This is a genomic window from Acidobacteriota bacterium, assembly GCA_016715115.1.
GTDB lineage: Bacteria > Acidobacteriota > Blastocatellia > Pyrinomonadales > Pyrinomonadaceae > JAFDVJ01.
This window is the reverse complement of record JADKBM010000016.1, coordinates 416,745-440,660: the sequence shown is the minus strand read 5'-3', so window position 1 is coordinate 440,660 and position 23,916 is coordinate 416,745. Positions and strand designations below refer to the sequence as shown.

The window sequence follows — 23,916 nt, the reverse complement described above, 5'->3', positions numbered from 1 at the left end:
TCCACTATCCACTCTGCACTCTTCACTTTACTCCGTCGTTCGACGCCGGAAAATATCGCTATCAAACCCGGTTGGCGATTTGATAAAATTGATACGGTCCGACGCCTCACCCGGAACGGCTTCAAATGGAAAACACAGTCATCAACAATCGCTACCGCGTCCTGCGGCAGATCGGGTCGGGCGGATTCGGGTTCACATTCCTCGGTGAGGATCTTGGATTTCCGCATCGGCCGAAATGCGTCATCAAGCATCTCCGTCCGCAGTCGCGCGACGCGGCGTCGCTCGCGCTTGCGGGCGAACTTTTTCAACAAGAGGCCGAGACTCTTTACCGGCTCGGACGCCATCCGAGCATTCCCGCGCTGATCGCGCATTTCTGCGAACGCGGCGAGTTCTTTCTGGTTCAGGAGTTTATAGAGGGACACACGCTCGACCGCGAGTTTCTCGGCGGCAAGCGCTACGATCAGCACGAATTGATACAGTTTCTCGGACAGATTCTCGAGATCCTCTCATTTGTTCACGGCGAGCGCGTTATCCATCGCGACGTGAAGCCGGCGAACATCATCCGTCGCGCGTCGGAGGGAAGTTTCGCGCTGATCGACTTCGGCGCCGTCAAGCAGGTCAATTCCGCGGCCGGAGAGCGATCGGTTGCGATCGGTTCTCACGGATATATGCCGGTCGAACAAATGGCCGGAAATCCGAACTTCAGCAGCGATCTGTTCGCGCTCGGACTTGTTGGGATCGAAGGACTCTCGGGCGTCAAGCCGCTCGATATTCCGAAAGATCCCGCGACCCTCGAATTTCAATGGACGACACGCGCCGCGCTTTCGCCGGACGTTCGGGAATTCGTCTCAAGACTTGTCCGGCGCGATGCTCGCGAACGCTTCGTCTCGGCGAAAGAGGCGTTGGCCGCGCTCAACTCGGTAGCGGCGCACACCGGTTTTTTTCACGGTCGCCGCAGCACCTCAATTCCGGCTGCCCCGATTCTGATCCAAACGCCGGTCGAAACCCCGCCGACGGTGATCGTTTCGCCGACACAGCGCTTGATGCGGCCGCCCATTGCGGGCACAGCGCAAGTTGCGAACGACGCCGGAAACCGCAATCTGACGCGCATTGTTTTGGGTTTCGGAACGGTCGCCCTGTTGTTTTTGACGCTCCATTTCGCGGGCGTCGGCTCGCGCCAATCGGCGACCGTCAAAGGGCGCGCGCCGGCTCCTGATGCGCAGACTCAACCGGCGGCCGAGGTTTCTTCTGTCGATGTTTACAACGAAGCGCTCGAGCAGGGAAGGGAGGCGCAGGCGAAGGAAACGGTCGCAACGACCCGATTCGAATGGGAGGAGATCGCGAACAAATACCGCCGCGCTTATCTGTTGCTAAGTTCGGTCGAACGGGATCATCCGCGCTTTGCCGACGCCCAGCCGCTGATCGAGCGCTTCAAACAGGAATCCGAACGAGCGCGGCAGAAGTCGCAACGCTCCCCGGCAAACTGATCAGGATGCAAGTTCTCGCATTTTGACTTAAACTAGACGGTATGCAGGTCAAGACCGCCGAGGACGGAATAGAGGACTATCTCATCGACGCGAGCAATATGCCCGGCGGCCACGCCGAGAGGGTTTTTGTTCCCGACACTGCCGACGAGATCGCCGAAACGCTCCGCGAGGCGAACGAGAAAGGGATCGGGGTAACGGTTTCGGGCGCACGAACGGGAACGGTCGGCGGCGCCGTGCCGTTCGGAGGTTGGGTCATTTCGATGGAACGACTCAACAAGATCGTCGAGATCAACAAAAAAGACGGTTTTGCGATCGTTCAGAGCGCGGTGGTTCTCAGCGATCTTCAGCGGGCGGTCGAGGCTGAAGGGCTGTTCTATCCGCCCGATCCGACCGAATGGAGTTGTCAGATCGGCGGCACGATCGCGACCAACGCTTCGGGCGCGCGGAGTTTCAAGTACGGCGCGACCCGAAGCTTCGTTCGCCGGCTTGAGATCGTCTTGCCTGACGGCGAAACCTTGACGCTCAGACGCGGCGAAGTCTTTTCACGCGACGGCTTCGTAGAACTCGAAACGAACGGCGGTCGAGCGATCAGGGCGAAGCTTCCGACCTATGAGCAACCGGACGTTCGAAAGAACGCGAGCGGCTTTGTTTCCGGAGACAAGGTCGACGCGATCGATCTGTTCATCGGATCCGAAGGTACGCTCGGCGTGATCGTCGAGGCGGAACTCGCGCTCTTGCCGAAACCCGAGTCGTTCTTCAGCGGGATCGTCTTTTTCGAAAGCGAAGAGAATCTCTTGAACTTTGTCGCCGAGGCCCGCGAATCTTCGTTTAGAAACCGGAGCGCCCCAACTCGCGATGGATCCGTTTCGGCATCGCTGATCGAATACTTTGACGACCGCGCGCTGAAGTTCATCTCCGAAAAGTTCCCGGACGTCCCCGAATCGGCGCGCGGGGCGATCTTTTTCGAACAGGAAACGACGGCCGGGACCGAGGACGAATCGCTCGCCGAGTGGAACGATCTGCTCGAAAAACACGGTGCCGATCTCGAACGCTCGTGGTTCACGACGACCGAAACGGACCGCGAAAAGCTTCGCGATTTCAGGCATGCGTTGCCGGTCGCGGTCAATGAAAGGATCGTTCGCAACAAACAGAAAAAGATCGGAACCGATATGGCTGTCCCCGATCGGAATTTTGCTTCGTTTCTCACGTTCTATAAGGAAAAACTCGAGGCGAGCGGGCTCGAATACGTCATCTTCGGCCACATCGCGGACAATCATCTGCACGCCAATATGATCCCGAAGAACGACGAAGAGGCGGTGCGCGCGAAACATCTTTACGGCCGGTTTATCGCCCAGTCGATAATGCTCGGCGGCACGATATCCGCCGAACACGGCATCGGCAAACACAAGGCGAAGTATCTTTATGTGCAGTACGGCGAGCGATATCTGAACGAAATGGCGGAACTGAAACGTGCCTTCGATCCGAAAGGCCTACTCGGCCGCGGCAATATGATCGACGAGAGGTTCATATAGATTTGGGAATTGGGAATTGGGAATTCGGATTTGGGAATTCGGATTCCAGATTCCAGATTCCAGATTTCAGATTCCAGATTTCGGATAATGGAATCCAGATTCGGGTTCTTTGAAAAACCCAATGGGTCTTTCTATCAGGGGCTGGGACGAGTCAGTGCCATCTGCGGTAGCGGATGGTTGAAGATCGGTTGGTATCAATACTGCGGTCGGGAAATGCCGCGTCCAACCATCCGCTACCGCAGATGGTACCGACTCGACGCGATTTCAACGCGATTCCCGATTCCAAGCCTGGAATCTGTAATACGAATGTCTGGAATACGAAAGCCAGTAATTCTGGAATCTGGAATATCTGGAATGTGAATATCTTGAATACTTGAATTCGAATGTCTGGAATACGGAAGCCTGGAATCTGGAATATCTGGAATGTGAATATCTGGAATTCTGTAATACGAATGTCTGGAATACGAAAGCCTGGAATCTGGAATATCTGGAATCTGGAATATCTGGAATCTGTAATATCTGGAATATGAATATCTGGAATTCTGGAATCTGGAACACGAAAGCATATAGTTCTGGAATCTGGAATACGAATGTCTGGAATATCTGGAATATGAATATCTGGAATATCTGGAATATGAATATCTGGAATTCTGGAATATAAATGTTTGGAATACAAAACTAATGATCAAAGCAATACTTTTCGACTTTAACGGCGTTATCATCGACGACGAACCGGTTCAGTTGACGGCTTATCGGGAGATCCTGAAGGCCGACGGCATCGAGCTGACCGACGATGACTATTACGCCTGTATGGGAATGGACGATTTGACCTTCATCCGGACGAACTTCGCCCGTGCGGGCAAGGAAGTGACCGACGAACGGGTTGCCGAAATCAACGCCGCAAAGACGGCCCGATGGCGGGAACTGATTGCCGGGGAAGTCCCAATGATCCGCGGCGCCGAGCATTTCATTCATCTCGCGTCAAAGGACTTTGCGCTCGGGATCGTTTCGATGGCGAAACGTGAAGAGATCGAGTTCGTGCTCGAGAAGACGGGACTGTTGAAATGGTTTTCGGTGATCGTTTCGTCCGAAGACATTTCCCGGCATAAACCCGACCCTGAATGTTTTTTGAAGGGTTTCGGCCTGATCGACTCCTACCGGATAAAGGAAGGTCATTTGCCGATGGTCCACGGCGAGACGTTGGTCATTGAGGACGCGACGCAGGGAATCGCCGCCGCGCGCGCCGCCGGAATGAAAACGCTTGGGATCACGAGCGCGGTCTCGGCCGAAAAACTTCGAGCGGCCGGCGCCGACGCCGTTTCCTCCGACCTTCGTGACTGGATGCCCGAATCCGTTCGAAGAGTCTTTGTTTAGCTGACCGAAGCGCAAGGTTGCCCGTTCAAACGGTGCTGCGCGCGAAGGCAGGAGCCGACGACGTGAGCCGTTTCGCGCTTGCAGGTGCGAGGTTTGCGCTCGGGTCGAAATTCCGAATCTGAATTATGAGCGAACATCTGATATCAATCGACGACGCCCGCGGGAATTTGCTCGCGCTGGCCGCGCGGCTCGCGGAAGACGTTAAGAGCGCCGACGGACACGCCGACGCGCTGAAGCGCATCGTGCCGATCTATGTCGAAAAAGGCGAGGTCGATCTGGCCGCCGAACTGTCGGACTCGATCGCGGACCCGTTTGCGCGGGACCGCTTGCTGACGCTCGTCGCTGAGAAATGCGCCGTGGCGAACGACGTCGAGTACGCGTTCCAACTCGCGGAAGCGATCGAAGACGTCGGGATTGCAGCTGAAGCCCGCGAACGCATCGCTGTCTGCCAGGTTGCCTCCGGCGACTTTGAAAAGGCGCTGGCCACGGCTGAAACGCTCGACCACCCGGACAATGTCTTCAGCGAAATGGCTTTGCGTTTTGATGCGGAGGGCAACGCTGAACGGCGCGACGAAATGATCGACGCGATGAAGTTTCCGACGGCCAAGGCCGTCGCGCTCGGCACGCTCGCCGGACAGTATCTACAGAAAGACGACAAGAAGTCGGCCGTCGAGTTTCTCGACCGCGCCGCGATCGTGGCCGGCACGATCGACTACGAAACCGACGAGATCCGGCTTTTGACCGACATCGGAAACCTGTTCAGTGACGCGAACCGAAAGGATCGGGCGATCGAAACGCTCGACAAGGCGCGGCAGGTCGTCGAAAAGATGGACAGCGTTCATCGCGAGTATCTGCTTTCGGCTGTTTCACTCGGTTTCTTCAACGCGGGTTCGATCGATCTCGCCGACCGCACGCTTGACCTCATCACCGATAAAACACATCTTTCCGCGACACTGCTCGGTTTCGCGCGCGGTTACTGGGAACGCGACGAGCGAATCGATGCCCTCGATGCGCTCGAAGAGGCTTACCAGATACTGCAGTCGCAGCTCGAAACCGAAACACGCGACAGCCGCGCGAAGTTTCAGCTCTGGCGTTCGGTCGCGACCCAGTTTGCCGGATTTGAGAAGTACGAGCGCGCGATCGAGGCGGCGCAGTTCCTGCCGGACGATAGCGAGCAAATGGATGCGCTCGGCGAGATCGCGCAGATCGCCACGCTCCACGGCCAGGACGATTTCGCCGATCAGGCCCTTCGCGCGATCGCGGATGACGCCAAGCGAATGACGACGCTTGTCGGAATGTCGGACGCGAAGCAAAGGCGGGGCGATTCGGACGCGGCATTGCAATTGCTCGGTTCCGCGGCCGAACTCGCCGAAACCGTTCCGCAACTCGCCTTGCGTTCGGGCGCTTACAACGAACTCGCCAAACGATTTGCGGCCCACGGCGAGACCGACAAGGCCCGCGAGATATCGCATCTCAATCTCGAAACGATCCTTGCGATCAAAGACGACAGCGTCCGCGCCATCGCCTTCGCCGATCTCTCGCAAATCTATGAATTGATGGGATTTGAGCTCAACGATACAGAAAAAGAGACGCTCCGGGCGCTGATTCAGAAGACCGAATGGTGAAGCCTGCGGTGTAGATCAGCTTAAGATGCGCCGCGGCTTGCGGCACCACGCGCCGTCGCAAGCGGGGACGCTTGCGCTCCAGTCGGCCCGTGCGATTTACCAGAGGTCGTTGGCCACCAGTTCCGCGAATTCGTCGCGCTTTCGGATCAATTCAACCTCACCGTTGCCCCGAGTCAAAACGATCGCCGGCAAGAACCTGCCGTTGTATTGAAACATCTGGGCGATCGAATACGCGCCGCAGTTGAGCAACGCCAAAACGTCGTTCGGCCGGACTCCGGCCGGCAAGAGCCGATGATCGGGCAGCCGGCTGTGACCTTCGATATCGAAATAGACGTCGCCACCGTCGCAGAGCGGTCCGGCAAGTTTGTACGGCGTGTCGTGGGCGTCGTCCGCGCGCGACGCGTGAACGATGTGGTAATACCATTTGTAAGTTTCCATCGAAAGGAGAATGTTGAAGCCGGCATCGGTCAACAACCAGTTCTCATTTTGGATTTCTGATTTTGGATTTTGGATTTCAGCGATCGGACGGGTTTTTTGATTTCGGACCGTCGTCAGACAAATCCCGGTGTCGGCGATGACGCTGCGCCCGGGTTCCAAAAGCAACGTCAACCCGTCGAGAAGGTGTTCCGCGTTTGAATCAGCGGCTGCGGCCCTGAGCTCTTTCCAGGCGCTTGCGATCGCGTCAGACGGCTCGAAATCCGCAGCGAACATTTCGCGTTCGGGAACTGCAAAATCCGCGGAATGCGAGCCGTCGCGCAGGTAATTTACAGGAAAACCGCCGCCGAGGTTGAGATGCGACAGCCTGATCCCGGTTTCGCGGTGGATCGACACCATATTATCGAACAGCGCGCGCAATGCTTCAGAATATGGCGCGGCGTCGGCGTTCTGCGAACCGATGTGCAGATGTATGCCGCATAGATTCAAATGCCGGTTTGATTTATGTTCCCGAAACGCCGAAAGCGCCTCGTCCGGCATCATTCCGAATTTCGACGTCAAAAGCGCCGTCTGGAGACCGGAATGCGTCTTAGTCTCGATCTCCGGCACGAGTCGAAGCGAGACGTTGGCGCGTTTTCCGAGTCGCCGCGCCGTTTCCTCGATCAGCGAGAGTTCGAACAGGGAATCGACTTGGATCGCGAAAATATCGGCGTCGATCGCCTTTTCGATCTCCCAGACTTCCTTGCTCGTGCCGTTGAAGATGATCTGATCGCCGCGAAACCCGACCTCCAGCGCCTTCCAGAGTTCGCCGCCGGAATTGACCTCGAGATCGCAGCCGGATTCTTTGACGACCCGCAGGATTCCCATATTCGAATTCGCCTTCGCCGCGTAACAGACCTTCAGTTCGCAGTCGATCACCGACCGCGCTTTTTTCAGGCGCTCGATGTTGTGACGAATCCGCGCCTCGCTGAAGACGAAAAGCGGCGTGCCGAAGCGTTCTGCCAAATCAACGGCGGAAACGCCGTCAACCAGAAGGGCGTTGTTTTTCGATTCGAGGAATTTTGCGATCTTCCAGGACATTTTCTTTGAGAATTTCCGTTCGGAGTTCCGAAATTAGTACTTCAATCCCGTTCCGATCTGATGAAGGCCGGGGAGCGAGATCGGCAGCTTGCCGGCCGGTTCGATCATCCCGAACATCGCGCGAACCGATGCGCGCTGAAGGCCGGCCATATCGCCGTAAGCGACGACATATGTCTTGAACTCCGGAAAACTTCCCAGAACATAAGGATTGCCGTATGCGACGCCGATCACCTTCTTGTTCTTCGCGAGCAAATCACGGATTATCTGTGCGCCCGATTCCGGAATTCCGACGCTGTTCCTCGCCCCCGAACGGACACGTCCGAACATTGCGACGATGACGATCTCGGCGTTGTTCGCCATCTCGCGGGCGCGGGCCGCCTGTTCCATAGTCGAATTGTCCTGGAGCATCACCGACCCGGAACGGATCCGGTTCTCGCGCAAAAAGCGGTTCATTGCGGCGTTTGTCGCCTCGCCGTCGAACCCGTTCGAAACGCCGAGCACGAAAACGCGCTTGTCTTTTGCCAGCGGAAGAAGTTTATCGTCATTGCGAACGACCGTTACGGCTTTGTTCGAAACTTCCTCGATGAGCGCATAAACGTCTTTCGACGAAACGATACGATCGATCTGATCGAGCGGCGTGATCTTCTGATTGTAAAGACCGGTGTGATGTTTCCAAGCGAGCAACTTCCGGACCGATTCGTCGATGCGGGATTCGCTCAGACGGCCCGATTTGACGGCGTCTTTGAGGCCTTTCAGCATCGCATCGACATCGGCCGGTTTTTCAAGGATGTCGGCGCCGGCTTCGATCGCGCGGACACCGGCTTCTTCCTGGCCGACGTAAAGCGTCAGGCCGCTCATACTCATCGCGTCCGTGACGACCAGTCCTTTGAATCCAAGCTCGGTCTTCAAGATGTCGGTCGTGATCTTTTTCGACAAGGTCGCCGGAACGGGCACGCTGTCACTGACGATCTCGGCGCCTTCCTCGGCATCGACGCGAAGCGCGTTCTTGAGCGGTTTGATCAGCGTCGGGTCGATCTGCGGCATTCCGACGTGCGCGACCATTATCGACGCGACACCGTTTTCGATGGCTTTTTTGAAGGGATAGAGTTCGACGCGATCGAGACGCTCGCGCGAGACGTCGATCACCGGCAGACCGCGGTGCGAGTCGATGTTCGTGTCGCCGTGGCCCGGATAGTGTTTCGCCGTCGCGATCACGCCCTGACTCTGTACTCCGGCGATGAAGGCTTCGCCGAATTGCGCGACGAGTTCCGGATCTTCACTGTATGACCGGACGTTGATGACCGGATTGTCCGCGTTGTTGTTGACGTCGAGCACCGGCGAGTAGACCTGCAGGATCCCCATCGCTTTCGCTTCGCGGCCCGTGACCACGCCCATCTGATACGCGTAATCGGGGTTGCGGGTCGCGGCGACCGCCATATTCCAAGGAAAATTCGCGGCGTCGAAGAACCGCATTCCGATCCCCGTTTCGGCGTCGAGCGAGATCAGAAGCGGTGTCTTCGCGTTCTCCTGCATACGGTTCACGAGATGAACCGTCTCATACATCGGCGCGCCGAATAGGATGATGCCGCCGAGTTTGTTCTCGACGATATGCCGTTTCAGATCCTGGAAATACTCGCTGTCCTGATTCGCGAATTTGGCATTGATGCCGATGTGGACAAGCTGGCCGACCTTTTCGTCGATGGTCATTTTCTTGAGCGCCTTGTCGGCGAATTTCCAGGACTTGTCCTTCGGCGCGAAGTCCGAACGCATCGACCGCGCGGCCGTCTGCGCGACCGCCGGCAGAAACGAATTGAAGAGTAGAACTATCGTGATTGCAACACTTACGACAAATTTCATAAAAATCTTGACACCCCGGATCGTTGTTAATAAAATCTTGGTTATGGAAAACTCAACTCACGAAAAACGACTCAAAAAAATCGAAGCCGAATGCGCTGAACTTCGCCGGCAGATTCTCAAACTCGAGTTTCAGAACAAGAAGGACATTTTCTCGTTCAGAAAAGAAAGCGATGAGCGCTGGCTGCGGTTCGAGAAGATCAGCGACCGGACCCAGCGTCATCTGGACCATCTTTCGCAGTTAACGGGAATCGCGTTCGATACCTTCGAAGACCTCGACGACCGTCTCGACGCCGAGTCGAAACCGCTCGCGCGCAAACGTCAGCGAACCGATTGACTCGGCGTTCTCACGAGCATACTCACGGCCGTCGCGACGACGAGCGTCGTCAAACTCCCGATCACCGGAAACCAAGGGAACGCGATCTTCGTTCCGAAATAAACATATAGCATCAGGACTATGCTTGTCAGCATTCCGGCGAGCGCTGCGGTTTGATTCGCCCTTTTGACGAATGTCCCGACGAGGAAAACTCCGAGGATCGGGCCGTTGATCAGGCCGGCGACGGCAAGCGCCTGATTGAGCGCGGATTGTCCGGCATCTTTGACGGCGATCGCGACCGTGATCTGAACGAATCCGACAATGACCGTCAGAATGCTCGCGATCTTCAGCAAATGCTTGTCGGATTTGTCTTTGGCGAATGGTTTGTAAAGATCGTTGACGGCGGTCGCGGCGATCGAATTGAGCGAACTCGACAGAGCCGCCGCGAAGATCGCCGCAACGACAAGGCCGCTCAAACCGGTCGGCATATGTTTCGTGATGAAATCAGGAAAGACCTTGTCGCCGCCGGTGAACGGGAACGTCGCCGCAAGGCTCGAACCTCCGACCCCGATCTGCGAGTATTCCGGCAGGTTGAATGGCTGATAATAGGCGAAAAGCAGAACACCTATGAACAGGAATCCGATGAACTGGCCGAGCACTACCGCGCCGCTCGAAAGCAATGCGAAACTCGCCGATGCGGGCTTGTCGGTGCAGAGGTAACGCTGCACGAGATATTGATCGGTTCCGTGCGTCGACATCGTCAAAAAGCAGCCGCCGATGATTCCGCCCCAAAACGTGTAAGTCTTTGTAAAATCGAGAGTAAAGTCCAGGAACTTGAACTTGTCGAACTGGCTCCCGACTTCCAATACGCGCGTCATTCCGCCGTCGACCTGGCCGATTATCACCCAGGCCGCCGCGATCGCGCCGCCGATATAGATTCCGAGCTGCACGACCTCGACCCAGATGACCGCTTCCATTCCGCCGTAAAACGTGAAAATGATCATCACGATCCCGAGCAGTACGATCGATCCGATGATGATCGTGTTCGGGTTCGCATCGGGAACGAAAGCGGTATAAACGGCGGCCAGGACGATCGCGGTCAGCAGAAGCCTGATCCCGTCTGCGATGTTGCGCATTATCACGAACAACGACGATGCGAGCATCTTCACTTTCTGGCCGAACCGGTCGCCGAGAAGTTGATACACAGTGAAAAGCTCGCCCTTGAAATACATCGGGATGAAGATCAGCGAGATCACGACGCGGCCGACCATATAGCCGAATACAAGCTGCAGGAACTCGAAATTCCCGTTCTTGGCGAAAGCGATCCCGGGCACGGAAATGAACGTGATCGTCGAAGTTTCGGTGGCGACGATCGACATCGCGATCGCCCACCAAGGGACGCTGCGGTCGCCGACAAAGTAATCGGCCGTCGTTTCCTGTTTACCGGAGTACAAAACGCCGAAAAGCGTGATGCCGATCAGATAGCCGAAGATGATGATCAGGTCGAGAGTCTGCATTGTTCAATAAGATAACCCGAAAGATATTTGGAATGCGATAAGGAATTTTTATCTTGAAAGGGGTTTGAGGTCAAATGGGCTCTCAGAGAAATGCGACTGGAGCGCAAGCGTACTCGACTGGAGCGCAAGCGTCCCCGCTTGCAAACGGCGTGAAACGCCGTCAAGCCGCTGAACTTAAGCGCGCTCTTTTCCCCGGCGCCGTTCGCGCTCCGCGCTCATTGCAAGCGGGGACGCTTGTGCTCCAGTCAAATGCTCTCCCGTCAGTCGACCGTGAAACTCACGTTGAGGACCGCCGTCACATCTTTGTCGATCGTGCTCGTGTCGTAAATGCCGGAGTCCGAAACGTCGGTCGAATCGGCGGCCGTGATCTGCATCACGCCCATTCGCGCGTTGCGGACGGCGCCGACGCTGTCGCCGGTGCTCGCGGCGATGCGCACGGCGCGGGCCTTGGCGTCTCGGGCCGCCTCACCGAGCATTTCGATCTTGAGATCGCCGATGGCCGTGAAATAGAAACGCGGCGCCGACGATTCGAGCATTATTCCCTGATTGATCAACTCCGTTGCCTCGCGCGCGATCGCGGCGATCCGATCGACATCGTTCGAGCGTACCTCGAGGCTCTGCCGCAAGACGTAGCCGGTGATCTCGCCGGTTTCATTTCCCGTCTGATCGGTCTTTTTCAGCGTCGTTGTCGAAATCGACGAGATCGTGATCTGGTTTTCGGCAACGCCTTTTGTGATCAGATAATGCTTGACTTTGGGGATGTCGCCCGAAAGGCGCGTGTAAGCGTCCGAAACCTGCGACGCCTGATACGAAACGTCGGCCGACCAGACGACAAGATCCGATTTGATCCTTTTCTTCGCCGAGCCCGTCACGGTGATCGCTTCGTCGCCCTTTTTCGACTTGGCGAAAAACCAACCAAAAATAAACGAAGAAATGACCAGTCCGACCGCGAGAACGAACGCCGCGTCGAGCCAAGATCTTCTGTTTTCAGCGTGCATAATCCTGCTCCTTTTCGACGGTCTTCGATGATCCGTCAAACATGATCACGGCAAGCGCTATGCCCGCGGGAATGCTCGGTTTTTGAGAATATCAGAGGCGAACTTGGGTAAAATTTCACGGACGGCGGGGAATTGCGCGCCGATCAGGGGCAGGTGGTGACCGGGTTGCCGCAGAGGTCTTCGCGCGAAAGCCATCCGGTTTTACCGGAATAGGTGACCTTGGGCCCGAAGCACGCGAATCCACGAATGCGAACTGCAACTTCGGCAGGAATTCGCGCCGCGACGCCGCTGGCCTTTGACGGGCGCGAATACAAGGCGACGCGTTTGGCGGAGTTTCCGTCCGGCCGTTCCGTGCGCAAGATCACGGCTTTCGCAGTGACCCATCCGTTGCCGCTGAATAGCAAGTCGCCGCCGACGGTCGAGGCCCCCGAGATCTTGACCCAACCCTTCGCATAGCCGACGATCTTGACCATCACGATCTCGTTGTCGTCGCCGTTGTCGTACCTGAGCTTGCCGACGATCTTCGCTTTCAGATCAGGCTTTGCCCGTACGTTCAGACCGCGCGGGTCACGATGTTCGACCCACGCATCGATCGCACAGTTCGCGTCCTGCGCGGCTGACGTGCCGGCAAGGACAAGAATCGCGAAAAGAACAAAGGCAAATCGGATCATCGTCCCTCCGATTCGATCGCGGCCACGGCCGATTCAATTACGAACCCGCTTTGTGCCAGCTGCTCCGCCGCGCGTTTCGGCTCGGCTCCGGTGCGTGCCATCACGAGCGCGACCCGCAGGTCTGAGTCCGCCGCGTCCATCAAACGCGAGGCGGAATCCTGATCGAGGCCGGTTTCGGCCATAAGAATCCGAAGCGAACGTTCCTTCAGCTTGATATTCGACGATTTGACGTTCGTCATACGGTTTCCCTTGACGTATCCGAGGCGGATCATCGCGGTCGTCGAGATCATATTGAGGATCAACTTCTGAGCGGTTCCCGCCTTCATCCGCGTCGATCCGGTGATCGCTTCGGGGCCGACGACGGCGACAAGCGCGATCTCCGCGGCATTTGTGACAGGCGATTCCGGAACGCAGGTAATGCAGGCCGTGAAACAGCCGACTTCCCGGGCGTAATCGAGCGCGCCGATGGTGTACGGCGTGCGGCCCGAGGCGGCGATGCCGACGACCGAATCGGTTGAGCGCAGCCCGCGTCTTTCGAGATCCGCGCGGCCCGCTTCGCGATTGTCCTCGCTCGCTTCGGTGGCTTTGTAAAGCGCGTCGTAACCGCCGGCAATGACTCCCTGGACGAGGTCGTACGAGACGCCGTAGGTCGGCGGGATCTCGCTCGCGTCAAGAACGCCGAGTCGTCCGCTCGTGCCGGTTCCGACGTAGAACAGCCGTCCGCCGTTCTCCATCCGTTCGACGATACGATCGGTCGCCGACGCGATTTCTGGCAATATCTTTTCGACCGCGAGCGCGACGAGTTTGTCCTCGTCATTGATCAAACGGAGCGCCTCAAGCGTCGAAACCTGATCGATCGCTCTCGTCTTCGGGTTTTCTTGTTCTGTTACAGGAATCATAGGCAGTCAGTGGTCAGTGGTCAGTGGTCAGTGAGCAGTGGTCAGTGAGCAGTGAGCGGTGAGCGGTGAGCGGTGAGCGGTGAGCTGGGTGAGCGAGGCCCCCCCCCCCCCCCCCCCCCCCCCCCCCCCCCCCCCCCCCCCCCCCCCCCCCCCCCCCCCCCCCCCCCCCCCCCCCCCCCCCCCCCCCCCCCCCCCCCCCCCCCCCCCCCCCCCCCCCCCCCCCCCCCCCCCCCCCCCCCCCCCGCCCCCCTCCCCCCCTCACTGCTCACCGCTCACCGCTCACTGCTCCCCGCCAAAGCCATTCGCGCCGCCGAGTATGCGGGCGCGGTCATATTATCGAACAAATACGCTTTCGGCGCGACCTGATGAACTTTCGCGAGCAGGGAATCGGTGACGAGCGGGCCGGATTTGAAGACGCCGCCGACGAGTCCGATCGGTACCTTCGATCGCTGCAGCCTAAGCTTCTCGATTACCGCCCGGGCCGCGAGTCCGAGTTCGCTGCCCGCCTCGCGCAAAACCTCGATCGCAACCGCGTCGCCCGCAGCGGCGGTTTCGCAGACAAATTTCGCGAATCCGGCGATACGAGCGTTGTCCACCTGCGGCGCGTAAAGCGCCACCGACAGGTTCTCCAACCGGCCGGCGCGGAAGTATTCCACAGCTTTTTCGCTCAGAGCGGTTTCCGGTGCCCGTCCGTCCGAAGCCTTGGCGATACGGTGCAGTGCGCTCAAAGCGATTCCCGCGCCGCCACCCTCGTCGCCCGCGAGCGGGCCCCAGCCGCCCGCCGAAGATCTTTCGCCCTTCGAGTTCTGGCCGATGGCCACCGATCCGGTGCCGGCGATGATAACCAGTCCGGGCCTGGTTTTGCCGATCCCGAACAACGCGATCTCGGCGTCGGTAAAGACATCGACCTTCTTGACCCGCAAAAGCTGAACGATGCGTTCACGAACGCGTTGCCGCAGGTCTGAGCGGCGTACTCCCGCAAGTCCGAGTGTCGCCGCGACGATATCGCCGCGAATCAGGTTGTTTTCATCGCAAGTTTTGTCGACGGCTGCAAGGATGTTCGAAACAGCCGTTTCGATGCCGACTCGAAGCGGGTTCGACGCGCCCGAAAAGCCCTCGGCGACGACCTCTCCCTGGTTATTGATAAGCGCGATGTGGGTCTTTGTTCCGCCTCCGTCAACTCCCAGGTAAAGATTGTGGATGTTGCCTTTACGGCTCGTTTTTGGGGTGCGCGGCGACATAAACGGAAGATGAAGCTCTTGAGTCCTATTCTAATGATGCTTGACATATAATCAAAACTAAAAGATTTTATAAGTGCAATAACAAAAGTTGATTGATAATCGTTAATTGTTGACGGCGCGCGCACGGTCTTCAACCGTCAGCAATCGTCGACTTACCGTTCACGAACATGGAAATCAGACAACTCAAAGCATTCTTGGCGATCGCCGAGACAAAGACGTTCACTGCCGGGGCGCGGATCATGAACGTCACCCAAGCGGCGATCTCTATGCAGATCAGGCAGCTCGAGGACGAGGTCGGATTGCAGCTGTTTACACGTACGCCGCGGCGCGTGATCTTGACCGAGGCCGGCGAGTATCTGCTCGACCGCGCGCGCCGGATCCTGCGCGAGCACGACTCGGCGATCGCCGAGATCTCGGAACTCGCCGGCGCCGAATACGGTCGTTTGCGAATCGGCACTTCGTCGTCGATGTTCGCCACCGAACAGCTTCCCGGGATTCTGGAAAAGCTCAAAAAGACCTTCCCCAATGCCGAGATCACGGTCAGCAGCGGCACGAGTCAGGTGCTCGTTGAGAAGATTATGCACGGCGAGATCGACATCGCGTTCGTATCGCTTCCGGTCGAGACGTCGAACGTTCAGACCGAGCTGCTGTTTTCCGACGAGATCGTCGCGATCGCCCATCCGTCGCACCCGTTGTGCGACGAACGCGTCATCAGCGCCGCGGCGCTCGCCGGCGAACATCTCATCCTCGGCGAGAAAGGCGGCAACACGCGCCGGATGATTGACGATTTCTTCAACGCTTCGAACGTCCGACCGAACGTGATGATGGAACTTTCGCGCCAGACTGCGATCAACCGGATGGTCGAAAACCAGATGGGCGTCGGGATCGCGGGCGCGAAGACGGTTTCACGCGAAGTTCGCGAAGGCCGATTGGTCTCCTGGTTCATCGAAGGCGCCGAGATCAAATGGGAACTCGGTCTCGCCCGCTTGCGGGGCGGCTACTTCTCGCCGATCGCGAAGGAGTTTTGCAAGTTCTGCAAAGAGAGCTTCAAAGAACGCGAGAAAGAACTGAAAGCGAAGAGTCAGAACCGGGAGCGATAGCGACCGCAAAGAATTAGCAAGCGGGAGCGCAGCGACCTCGATCACACAAAAACCAACTTCATGATTAATCAGCAGAGACTTGTACTGTTCATCGTCTTTATTTTCGTCGTTTGTTCCGCGCGGACTATGTTGGCCCAAACGGTCGGCATCAACGTCGCAAGGCTCGCTCAGATCGATGAACTCGTCACCCAAGACATTGCCGACAAGAAACTCCCGGGCGCGGTCGTCGTCGTCGGCCATAAAGGCAAGATCGTTTACCGGAAAGCATTCGGAAACCGCTCGCTCGCACCGACGGTCGAGAAAATGACGCTCGATACGATCTTCGACGTCGCGAGTCTGACCAAACCGATCGCGACGGCGACCGCGATAATGATCCTCATCGAACGCGGAAAGATCCGTTTAAGCGACACGGTAGGCAAGTTCATTCCCGACATTCAGGATGAAAACGCCAAACGAATCACGATCCAGCAACTTCTCACGCACACCTCGGGCTATGCGCCGGATTTTGATCTAAAAGAAAAATGGTCGGGCCGCGACGGGATGCTGCAAGCTCTTCTTAAAGAAAAACTCCGCAGCGCGCCGGGCACGCGTTTCGTCTATTCGGACATCGGTTTCATCGTTCTCGGCGAGATCATCGAACGGGTCGCCGGTGACAGCGAGGACGTTTTCGTCGCCCGCAACATCTTCGGCCCGATGCAGATGAACTCGTCGAGTTTCATACGGATGACGGATTCGACTGGATCGACGCGGTTTCCAATAGGCTCGATCGCGCCGACCGAAAACGTGCGCGGCCAGCAAAACTATCTCGGTTCTCAGTTTGAAGGCGACGACCGCGTTGGAAACGAGATTCTTCGTGGAATGGTCCACGATCCGACGGCGTTTCGTATGAACGGCGTTGCCGGACACGCCGGATTGTTTTCGACCGCCGACGATCTTGCGCGTTACTGTCAAATGATGCTGAACGGCGGAACGTTGAACGGCAAACGCTTGCTTTCGGCCCTGACGGTCGCGAAAATGTCGGCGCCGGTCGTTGTATCCGACGCGGGAGACGCGCGCGGACTTGGCTGGGATTTGAACACGTCGTTCTCCGCCAACCGCGGCGAACTTCTCCCGCTCGGATCGTTCGGCCATACGGGTTTTACCGGCACCGGAGTCTGGATCGACCCGACGTCGCAGACTTTCGTCGTCTTTATGTCGAACCGTGTCCACCCCGACGGCAAAGGCGATGTCGCCCCGCTCCGCGCAAAGGTCTCGACCGTCGTCGCCGCGGCGATCGAAGACACCCCGATCGAAAAATACAAAGATGCCGAAGCCTCTTTCTATGCCCGGATCGCCCCCCAGATCGATCGCTTCAGGGAACAGTCCGAAGCCGCAAGGCGTCAGGCTGAGTCGATCGCAAATCGCAGATCGCAGATCGCAAATGTCGCAAATGGCATCGACATCCTCGAGCGCGACAATTTCAAACAGCTCGAAGGCCTTAAGATCGGTCTCGTCACCAATCAAACCGGGCGGAATTTCGCCGGCAAGCCGACGATCGACGTCCTTTTTGAAGCCAAGAACGTCAAACTCGTCGCGCTTTTCTCGCCCGAACACGGCATCCGCGGCGAACTCGATCAGGAGAAGATCGACGATACAAAGGATGAAAAGACGGGGTTGCCGGTCTTTTCGCTTTACGGCGAGACGCGACGGCCGAAACCGGAGCAGCTAAAAGACCTCGACGCGCTCGTTTATGACATTCAGGACATCGGCGCGCGCTTTTACACCTACACGGCGACGCTTCGAAACGTGTTGGAAGAGGCGGCAAAGTTGGGCAAGCCGGTCTTCGTGCTCGACCGCCCGAATCCGATCAATGGCGTCGACGTCGAAGGCCCGCTCGCGGACGAGGACAAACTCTCGTTCATCGCGGCGCATACGATCCCGGTCCGCTACGGACTGACGATCGGCGAACTCGGAATGATGATGAACGCCGAGCGGAAGATCGGCGCCGATCTGCGGATAGTCAAAATGGAAAACTGGTCGCGCGCCCAATGGTTCGACGAAACGAATCAGGTTTGGATCAACCCGTCGCCGAATATGCGCTCGTTGACCGAAGCGACGCTGTATCCCGGCATCGGGCTTCTCGAAACGACGAATCTATCGGTCGGACGCGGTACCGACACGCCGTTCGAGGTTGTCGGGGCGCCTTGGATCGACGCTCAGAAACTCGCCTCCTATCTCAATGCGAGGAATCTCGCCGGCGTGCGGTTCGTCCCCATCAAATTCAAGCCGAAAGCGTCGGTGTTCAAGGACGAGAACTGCGGCGGGATCAACATCGTGATCGTCGATCGCCGGCTGTTCAGATCGGTCCGGACGGGCATCGAGATCGCGGTCGCGCTCCGCAAATTGTATGCGGCCGAATGGCAGGCCGAACGCTACGGACGGCTGCTTGTGAATGCTCAAATTCTCGAGCTTGTAAAGCGCGGCGACGAGCCGGATGCGATCGAGAAGGCGTGGGTTGCATCGCTCGAGGAATTTCGTCGTCGTCGCGCACGGTTTTTGCTTTACAAGTAGTGTCAATCGGTTTATAACCGAATTTAGTTCAAAACAGACTTCTGAAGTTACAGCAATTATCAATGATCGCGGGCATTTTCAGGCTAGGACCGAAGCTCGCGCCATAACGAAAATTTGGAGATTTGTCCAAAAACCAAAATTATCTTGATAGCTTGTTCGAGGACTGTCTGGTAGAAATCCATCAATAGGAAGGAAAAATATGACAAGGCGAATTTTTTCGAGCATCACACTTTCGATCATAGCTACGGCGATGATCCTGAGTTTTGGCCTTTCAGGCATTGCGCAGGAAATAACCGGAACGATCGTCGGATCGGTTCGCGACTCCAACGGCGCTGCCGTTGTCGGCGCGAACGTAACGATCAGCGACGCGCAGAAAAACAATCTGACAGTGAGAACCGTGACGACGGATTCCGATGGTCAGTACACCGTTCCGAATCTTTCGCCCGGCGTTTACAGCATCACGGTCGAAGCGGCGAATTTCAAGAAATCCGTTAAGACCGGCGTTAAGCTTGACGTCGGGCAGCGATTCACTACCGAGATCACACTCGAGGCCGGCCGCATCGACGAGGTTGTAACTGTTGAAGCCGACCCGGTTCAGGTTGACCTCCAGTCCGCCACGAGCGGCACGGTCATCAGCGGCGACCAGGTTCGTGAACTTTCGATCAACAACCGCAACTTCACGCAGCTTGTGACGCTGGCTCCGGGCGTTTCGAATGACCTGTCCGATCAGGTTTATCAAGGCACGACGAGTCCGGACGGCGCGGCGAACATTGTTCAGATCTCTGTCAACGGAGCCCGTTCGAGCCAGAACACGTTTACCGTTGACGGCGCGGACATCACCGACCGCGGCTCGAACCTGACGATTCAGGCTTACCCGAGCGTCGATTCGATCGGCGAGTTTCGCGTTCTTCGCTCGCTCTATCCGGCGGAGTCCGGACGCAGCGGCGGCGGTCAGGTCAACGTCGTGACCCGCAGCGGCACGAGCAAGTACCGCGGCAGTATGTTCGAGTTCATCCGCAACGAAGCATTCAACGCGAATGACTGGGTCACCAATCAGAATCCTGGTTTGGCGACGACGCTCGGCCGCGACAGCAACGGCAAGGTCAAGCGACGCCCGTTCCGTTACAACAACTACGGTTGGACCTTCGGCGGACCGCTTTTCTTCTTGCGCTTCGGTGAAAAGGATCCGAGCGAGAGTATGTTCGAGCGAATGGATCGCACGTTCTTCTTCTTCTCGCAGGAGTTTCGCCAGGACAAGCGTTTCCCGACCTTGAATTCGACTGTTCCGACCAATCAACTGAAGCAGGGGATCTTCACCGTTCCGATCTGTCTGACCGCGGTCGGATCTTCGTGTACGGCCGCCGGTTCGGCAGTTCTTCCGGCAGGCACTCCGCTCAGCACGTTGCGTCCGATCAATCCGGTCGCGGCTCAGTATCTGCAGTACATTTACAATGCTCTTCCGGAACCGACGATCGCGGGAACGTTCAACCTGAACTTTCCGACCGAGAACATCGCGAAATTCCGCCAGGAGGTCCTGAAGATCGATCACAGCGTCAACGACAAATGGTCGATGTACTATCGCTTCCAGAACGACAAGATTCCGACGACCGAAGCGAACGCGTTGTTCTCGAGCGGTTCCGGATTGCCGGGAGTTTCGACGACTTCAACGAACTCACCGGGACGGACGCATACCTTCCAGACGACGTACGCGGTGTCGCCGAACGTAATTTTCGAGGGCCGTTACACATTCGGCTACGGCGCGATCATCAGTGAAAATATCGGCACGCTCGCGTTGTCGAGATCGCCGATCACGCCGCCCCTCGCTTACACGAATCAGCGTGACCGCGCGCCGACGATCAGCGGCAACGGTTTCAGTGCGCTCCAGTCGTTCGGTCCGTATGACAACTTTTCGTGGAAAAGCAATATCGCGGGCAGTTTGACTTGGATCGTCTCGAATCACACCTTCAAGTTCGGAGCCGTCTATTCGAAGTACCGCAAGAACGAAAACGCTCTCGCGGGAAACAACGAAGGTATCTTCTCCGGATTCAACACGCCTGGCGCAACATCCAACGTGACGGCGACCGGCGGAAACACCACCCAGCAGTTGTGGGCAAACTTCCTGATGGGAACCAACGTGAGTTTCACGCAGGCGAGTTTTGACTATACGGCCGATCTCCGTCAGAAGGCTTTTGAGGGTTACGCTCAAGACGAATGGCGTGTTTTCCGCAATCTGACGGTTTATGCCGGTGTTCGCTACTCGTTCTTCGGTTCGCCGTGGGACCGCAACGGACGCTTGACGAATTTCGTTCCGCAGCTTTGGAAAGCGTCTGACGCACCGCTCGTTACCGGAGCCGGAGCCCGCGTCGTCGGAACCGGAAACTTCTGTAACGGAATGATCGTCAATTCGCAGAACATCGTGCCCTTTTCGAATTGCAACCCGACGATTTCGCCGTGGGGCAAGTTCATTATGAACGTTTCGAAGACGGACTTTGCTCCGCGTTTCGGTCTCGCGTGGGATCCGTTCGGCAAGGGGATGACTTCTGTCCGCGCCGGCTACGGTATCTATCACGAACAGGTTCTCAACGGAATGCTTCTTCAGATGATCGGTCTGAACCCGCCGTTCCAGCAGACCTGCACGGTGACCGGCGTTCGCCTCGATAACCCGGTGCCGGGCGGCTGCGCGGTGGCGTCGACGACGACGGTCGCGAGCGTGCGGGCGATTGATCCGGACTGGCAGACGCCGTATATGCAGCACTGGTCGTTGGACTTCCAGCACCAGTTGATGAAGAACCTTGTTGTTACGGCAGGCTACTTCGGATCGAAGGGTACGAACCTGATCGGCTCGTTCGAAAAGAACCTGATCGAGCCGGGCAAGGCGATCGCGCTCGGACCGACGGGCTGTGCCGTCGGCGCATCGACGACTCCGACCGCGCCGTGTCAGCTTGCCGGCCAGGCTTTCTTCTCGTCGGCGGCGTCGGCAATTCTCGACCAGATCCGACCGTATCGCGGATATCGAGCCATCACGGCGGTCGAACCGCGTTACAACTCGAACTACCACAGTCTGCAGGCGACCGTTACGAAACGGTTCACCGGCGCCTCGCAGATCAATGCTTCGTACACCTGGTCGAAAAACCTGACGGACAACCAGAACGACCGTTCGGCGTCACCGCAGAATACGTACAACATCGCGGCCGACCGGGCCCGTGCGGCGCTTGACCGACGTCATATCCTTTCGATCAACTACATTTACGAACTTCCCTGGTTCGATAAACAGCAAGGATTCGTCGGCAAGGTGCTTGGCGGCTGGCAGCTTTCGGGCATCATCACGTACAACACCGGTCTGCCGTTCACGCCGACCGTTTCGGGCTTCGACCCGGCCGGTCTCGGACTGATTCCGCCGCCGACGACGGTCGCACGTCCGAATATGTTGTGTGATCCCAACGAAGGCGCTCCGAGAACGCCGCAGCAGTGGTTCAACACCGCCTGCTTCCAGTTCACGCCGACAAGCAACGATGGCTCGTTCCAGAACATCGTCGGAAGCGGCGGCCGTGGGACGGTTTTTGGTCCGAGCACGAAGCGAATTGACTTCACGCTGACCAAGAATCTGACATTTGGCGAGCGGTATCGGGTTCAACTCCGCGCTGAAGCGTTCAACATCCTGAACACAGTCAACTTCAGAGGATTGAGCGTCGGTACGTGGACGAGAGCGACGGCTCCAGTTGCCAACGGCGGAACCTGTGTCTCGGGTTGCTCGACGTTCGGCCAGGCGCTGACCGTTCGCGATCCGCGCGTTCTTCAATTCGGCGCGAAATTCAGCTTCTAAGGGGCTGAATTCGCATAGACTGAACGCCCGTGCCGGCATAACGGCGCGGGCGTTTTTTTGCTAGAATGTCGAAGTTATGAACAGTATTTTGCTTCGAGACGTTCGGGCCGTGTTTCAGAATCGTTCTGATGACAACGCGAACGTTCTTGTTTCCGGAAGTTCGATTTCCGAAATTTCAACGGACGACATCGACGCCTCGCGCGTGATCGACCTTGACGGCGCGACGATGTTTCCCGGTTTTATCGACATTCACAATCACGGCGCGGTCGGGATCGACGTCAACACTTCGGACGCGGACGGTCTCCGCGAGATCGGCGCTTTTCTTGCGCGGAATGGTGTCACGGCTTGGCTCCCGACGTTCGTTCCCGATTCGGCTGAAACTTATGCCCGGGTCATCGGCGAGATCGAAAAGGTCATTGCCGGTCAGGACGATCTGCCGATCGCGCAGATTGTCGGCGTTCACTATGAGGGCATTTTCGCGAACACGCAGATGTGCGGCGCGCTGCGTCCGGAGTATTTCAAAACTTTCAGCGGCGACGAAGTCATTGGACTTCCGACGATGTCAGCGGGTACGCATATGACGACGTTTGCTCCGGAGATCGTCGGCGGCGTCGAACTCGTCCGCGAACTTCGGCGCCGCGGCTGGATTCCGTCGATCGGTCATACCAAGGCGACGCCTGAGATTCTCGACGAGGCTTTCGCCGCCGGTGCGACGCATATGACGCATTTCTTCAATGCGATGACCGGGCTTCATCACCGCGATGTCGGCGTCGTCGGCTGGGGGCTGACGCGCGACGTCTCTGTCGACATCATCGCCGACGGCATTCACGTTCATCCCGAATTGCTCAAGTTCGTTTTCGATTCGAAAGGCGCCGACCGCGTCTCGCTGATCAGCGATTCGGTCGCGCCGACCGGACTCGGCGACGGGGAATTCGATCTCTGGGGCGAGACGATATCGGTCAAGAACGGCCGCACAAAAAACGAGCGCGGGAGCATTGCCGGCAGTGTTATCACGATGCTCGATGCAGTTCGAATGGCGCGCTCCGTCGGGGTTTCGGACGTTGCGGCCGCGAAAATGGCGAGTACCAATCCGGCGAAACTCTTGGGAATCGACGCCTCACGCGGTTCGATCGAAGCCGGAAAACGCGCCGACCTGGTCGCAGTTGATCAAAGCGGAAAGATCAAAATGGTGATGATCGCCGGAAAGGTAGTTGATTTGTCGTAGCCCGAAATTCATCTTTTCACGGCGGCTTGCCGCACGGATGTGCGGAAAGGCTCGGGAGTCCGTCTTAAAAGTCACTGGTGTCGCCGAAGGTGACGGACAACATAGCGTAGCGAGAATCGCTACGTGAGGATCGGAATTCGACTTCGGTCTCCAAAGGAGACGAACATAAATCGATGATTGTTGGTCACT

Annotated in this window: 17 protein-coding genes; 9 read left to right on the top strand and 8 right to left on the bottom strand. The window is 57.4% G+C overall.

Annotated elements, in window-relative coordinates:
* Positions 1 to 125 precede the first annotated feature (125 nt).
* Positions 126 to 1,487, top strand: coding sequence for a serine/threonine protein kinase (locus IPN69_19740; protein ID MBK8812943.1), 1,362 nt, complete (start codon positions 126 to 128; stop codon positions 1,485 to 1,487).
* A gap of 41 nt (positions 1,488 to 1,528) precedes the next feature.
* Positions 1,529 to 3,019: an FAD-binding oxidoreductase gene (locus IPN69_19735; GenBank protein MBK8812942.1), complete on the top strand. Its 1,491-nt coding sequence runs from the start codon at positions 1,529 to 1,531 to the stop codon at positions 3,017 to 3,019.
* A 233-nt stretch (positions 3,020 to 3,252) separates the two neighbouring features.
* On the opposite strand, the gene IPN69_19730 is transcribed toward IPN69_19735, so the two are convergent.
* A complete protein-coding gene (locus tag IPN69_19730; GenBank protein ID MBK8812941.1) occupies positions 3,253 to 3,708 on the bottom strand; it encodes a hypothetical protein in 456 nt (151 codons plus the stop codon).
* Between IPN69_19730 and IPN69_19725 the strand changes: the two genes are divergently transcribed.
* The gene (locus IPN69_19725; protein MBK8812940.1) at positions 3,701 to 4,393 is read left to right on the top strand and encodes an HAD family phosphatase; all 693 of its coding nucleotides are present in this window, start codon (positions 3,701 to 3,703) and stop codon (positions 4,391 to 4,393) included. The two genes, IPN69_19730 and IPN69_19725, sit on opposite strands and share 8 nt — an antisense overlap.
* Positions 4,394 to 4,518: 125 nt before the next feature.
* Positions 4,519 to 6,018, top strand: a complete 1,500-nt coding sequence (locus tag IPN69_19720) for a hypothetical protein (GenBank protein ID MBK8812939.1) — start codon at positions 4,519 to 4,521, stop codon at positions 6,016 to 6,018.
* Positions 6,019 to 6,114: 96 nt separating this feature from the next.
* Here IPN69_19720 and lysA read toward each other — a convergent pair whose 3' ends face one another.
* Both lysA and IPN69_19710 read right to left on the bottom strand, forming a co-directional pair.
* A complete protein-coding gene (gene lysA / locus IPN69_19715; GenBank protein ID MBK8812938.1) occupies positions 6,115 to 7,533 on the bottom strand; it encodes a diaminopimelate decarboxylase in 1,419 nt (472 codons plus the stop codon).
* A gap of 33 nt (positions 7,534 to 7,566) precedes the next feature.
* Positions 7,567 to 9,390, bottom strand: a complete 1,824-nt coding sequence (locus IPN69_19710) for a glycoside hydrolase family 3 C-terminal domain-containing protein (GenBank protein ID MBK8812937.1) — start codon at positions 9,388 to 9,390, stop codon at positions 7,567 to 7,569.
* A 43-nt stretch (positions 9,391 to 9,433) separates the two neighbouring features.
* Between IPN69_19710 and IPN69_19705 the strand changes: the two genes are divergently transcribed.
* A complete protein-coding gene (locus tag IPN69_19705; GenBank protein ID MBK8812936.1) occupies positions 9,434 to 9,724 on the top strand; it encodes a hypothetical protein in 291 nt (96 codons plus the stop codon).
* On the opposite strand, the gene IPN69_19700 is transcribed toward IPN69_19705, so the two are convergent.
* The 5 genes from IPN69_19700 to IPN69_19680 form a co-directional block, all read right to left on the bottom strand.
* Positions 9,709 to 11,220 (bottom strand): sodium/solute symporter, encoded by a 1,512-nt coding sequence (locus tag IPN69_19700; GenBank protein ID MBK8812935.1) that lies wholly within the window; start codon positions 11,218 to 11,220, stop codon positions 9,709 to 9,711. The genes IPN69_19705 and IPN69_19700 overlap by 16 nt on opposite strands.
* Before the next feature lie 260 nt (positions 11,221 to 11,480).
* Positions 11,481 to 12,218: an SIMPL domain-containing protein gene (locus IPN69_19695; GenBank protein ID MBK8812934.1), complete on the bottom strand. Its 738-nt coding sequence runs from the start codon at positions 12,216 to 12,218 to the stop codon at positions 11,481 to 11,483.
* A gap of 143 nt (positions 12,219 to 12,361) precedes the next feature.
* The gene (locus IPN69_19690; GenBank protein ID MBK8812933.1) at positions 12,362 to 12,889 is read right to left on the bottom strand and encodes a hypothetical protein; all 528 of its coding nucleotides are present in this window, start codon (positions 12,887 to 12,889) and stop codon (positions 12,362 to 12,364) included.
* Positions 12,886 to 13,788, bottom strand: a complete 903-nt coding sequence (gene murQ / locus IPN69_19685; GenBank protein ID MBK8812932.1) for an N-acetylmuramic acid 6-phosphate etherase — start codon at positions 13,786 to 13,788, stop codon at positions 12,886 to 12,888. The genes IPN69_19690 and murQ overlap by 4 nt, the downstream gene beginning before the upstream one ends.
* Before the next feature lie 272 nt (positions 13,789 to 14,060).
* Positions 14,061 to 15,029, bottom strand: coding sequence for a hypothetical protein (locus IPN69_19680; GenBank protein MBK8812931.1), 969 nt, complete (start codon positions 15,027 to 15,029; stop codon positions 14,061 to 14,063).
* A gap of 167 nt (positions 15,030 to 15,196) precedes the next feature.
* On the opposite strand from IPN69_19680, the gene IPN69_19675 reads away from it, so the two are divergent.
* The 4 genes from IPN69_19675 (at position 15,197) to nagA (ending at position 23,727) form a co-directional block, all read left to right on the top strand.
* A complete protein-coding gene (locus IPN69_19675) occupies positions 15,197 to 16,129 on the top strand; it encodes a LysR family transcriptional regulator (protein ID MBK8812930.1) in 933 nt (310 codons plus the stop codon).
* 126 nt (positions 16,130 to 16,255) lie between these two features.
* Positions 16,256 to 18,679 carry a DUF1343 domain-containing protein gene (locus IPN69_19670; protein ID MBK8812929.1) on the top strand — a complete coding sequence of 808 codons (2,424 nt, stop codon included), beginning with the start codon at positions 16,256 to 16,258 and terminating at the stop codon, positions 18,677 to 18,679.
* Positions 18,680 to 18,878: 199 nt separating this feature from the next.
* Positions 18,879 to 22,502, top strand: coding sequence for a TonB-dependent receptor (locus tag IPN69_19665; GenBank protein MBK8812928.1), 3,624 nt, complete (start codon positions 18,879 to 18,881; stop codon positions 22,500 to 22,502).
* 76 nt (positions 22,503 to 22,578) lie between these two features.
* A complete protein-coding gene (gene nagA / locus IPN69_19660; protein MBK8812927.1) occupies positions 22,579 to 23,727 on the top strand; it encodes an N-acetylglucosamine-6-phosphate deacetylase in 1,149 nt (382 codons plus the stop codon).
* The last annotated feature ends 189 nt before the right edge of the window (positions 23,728 to 23,916 follow it).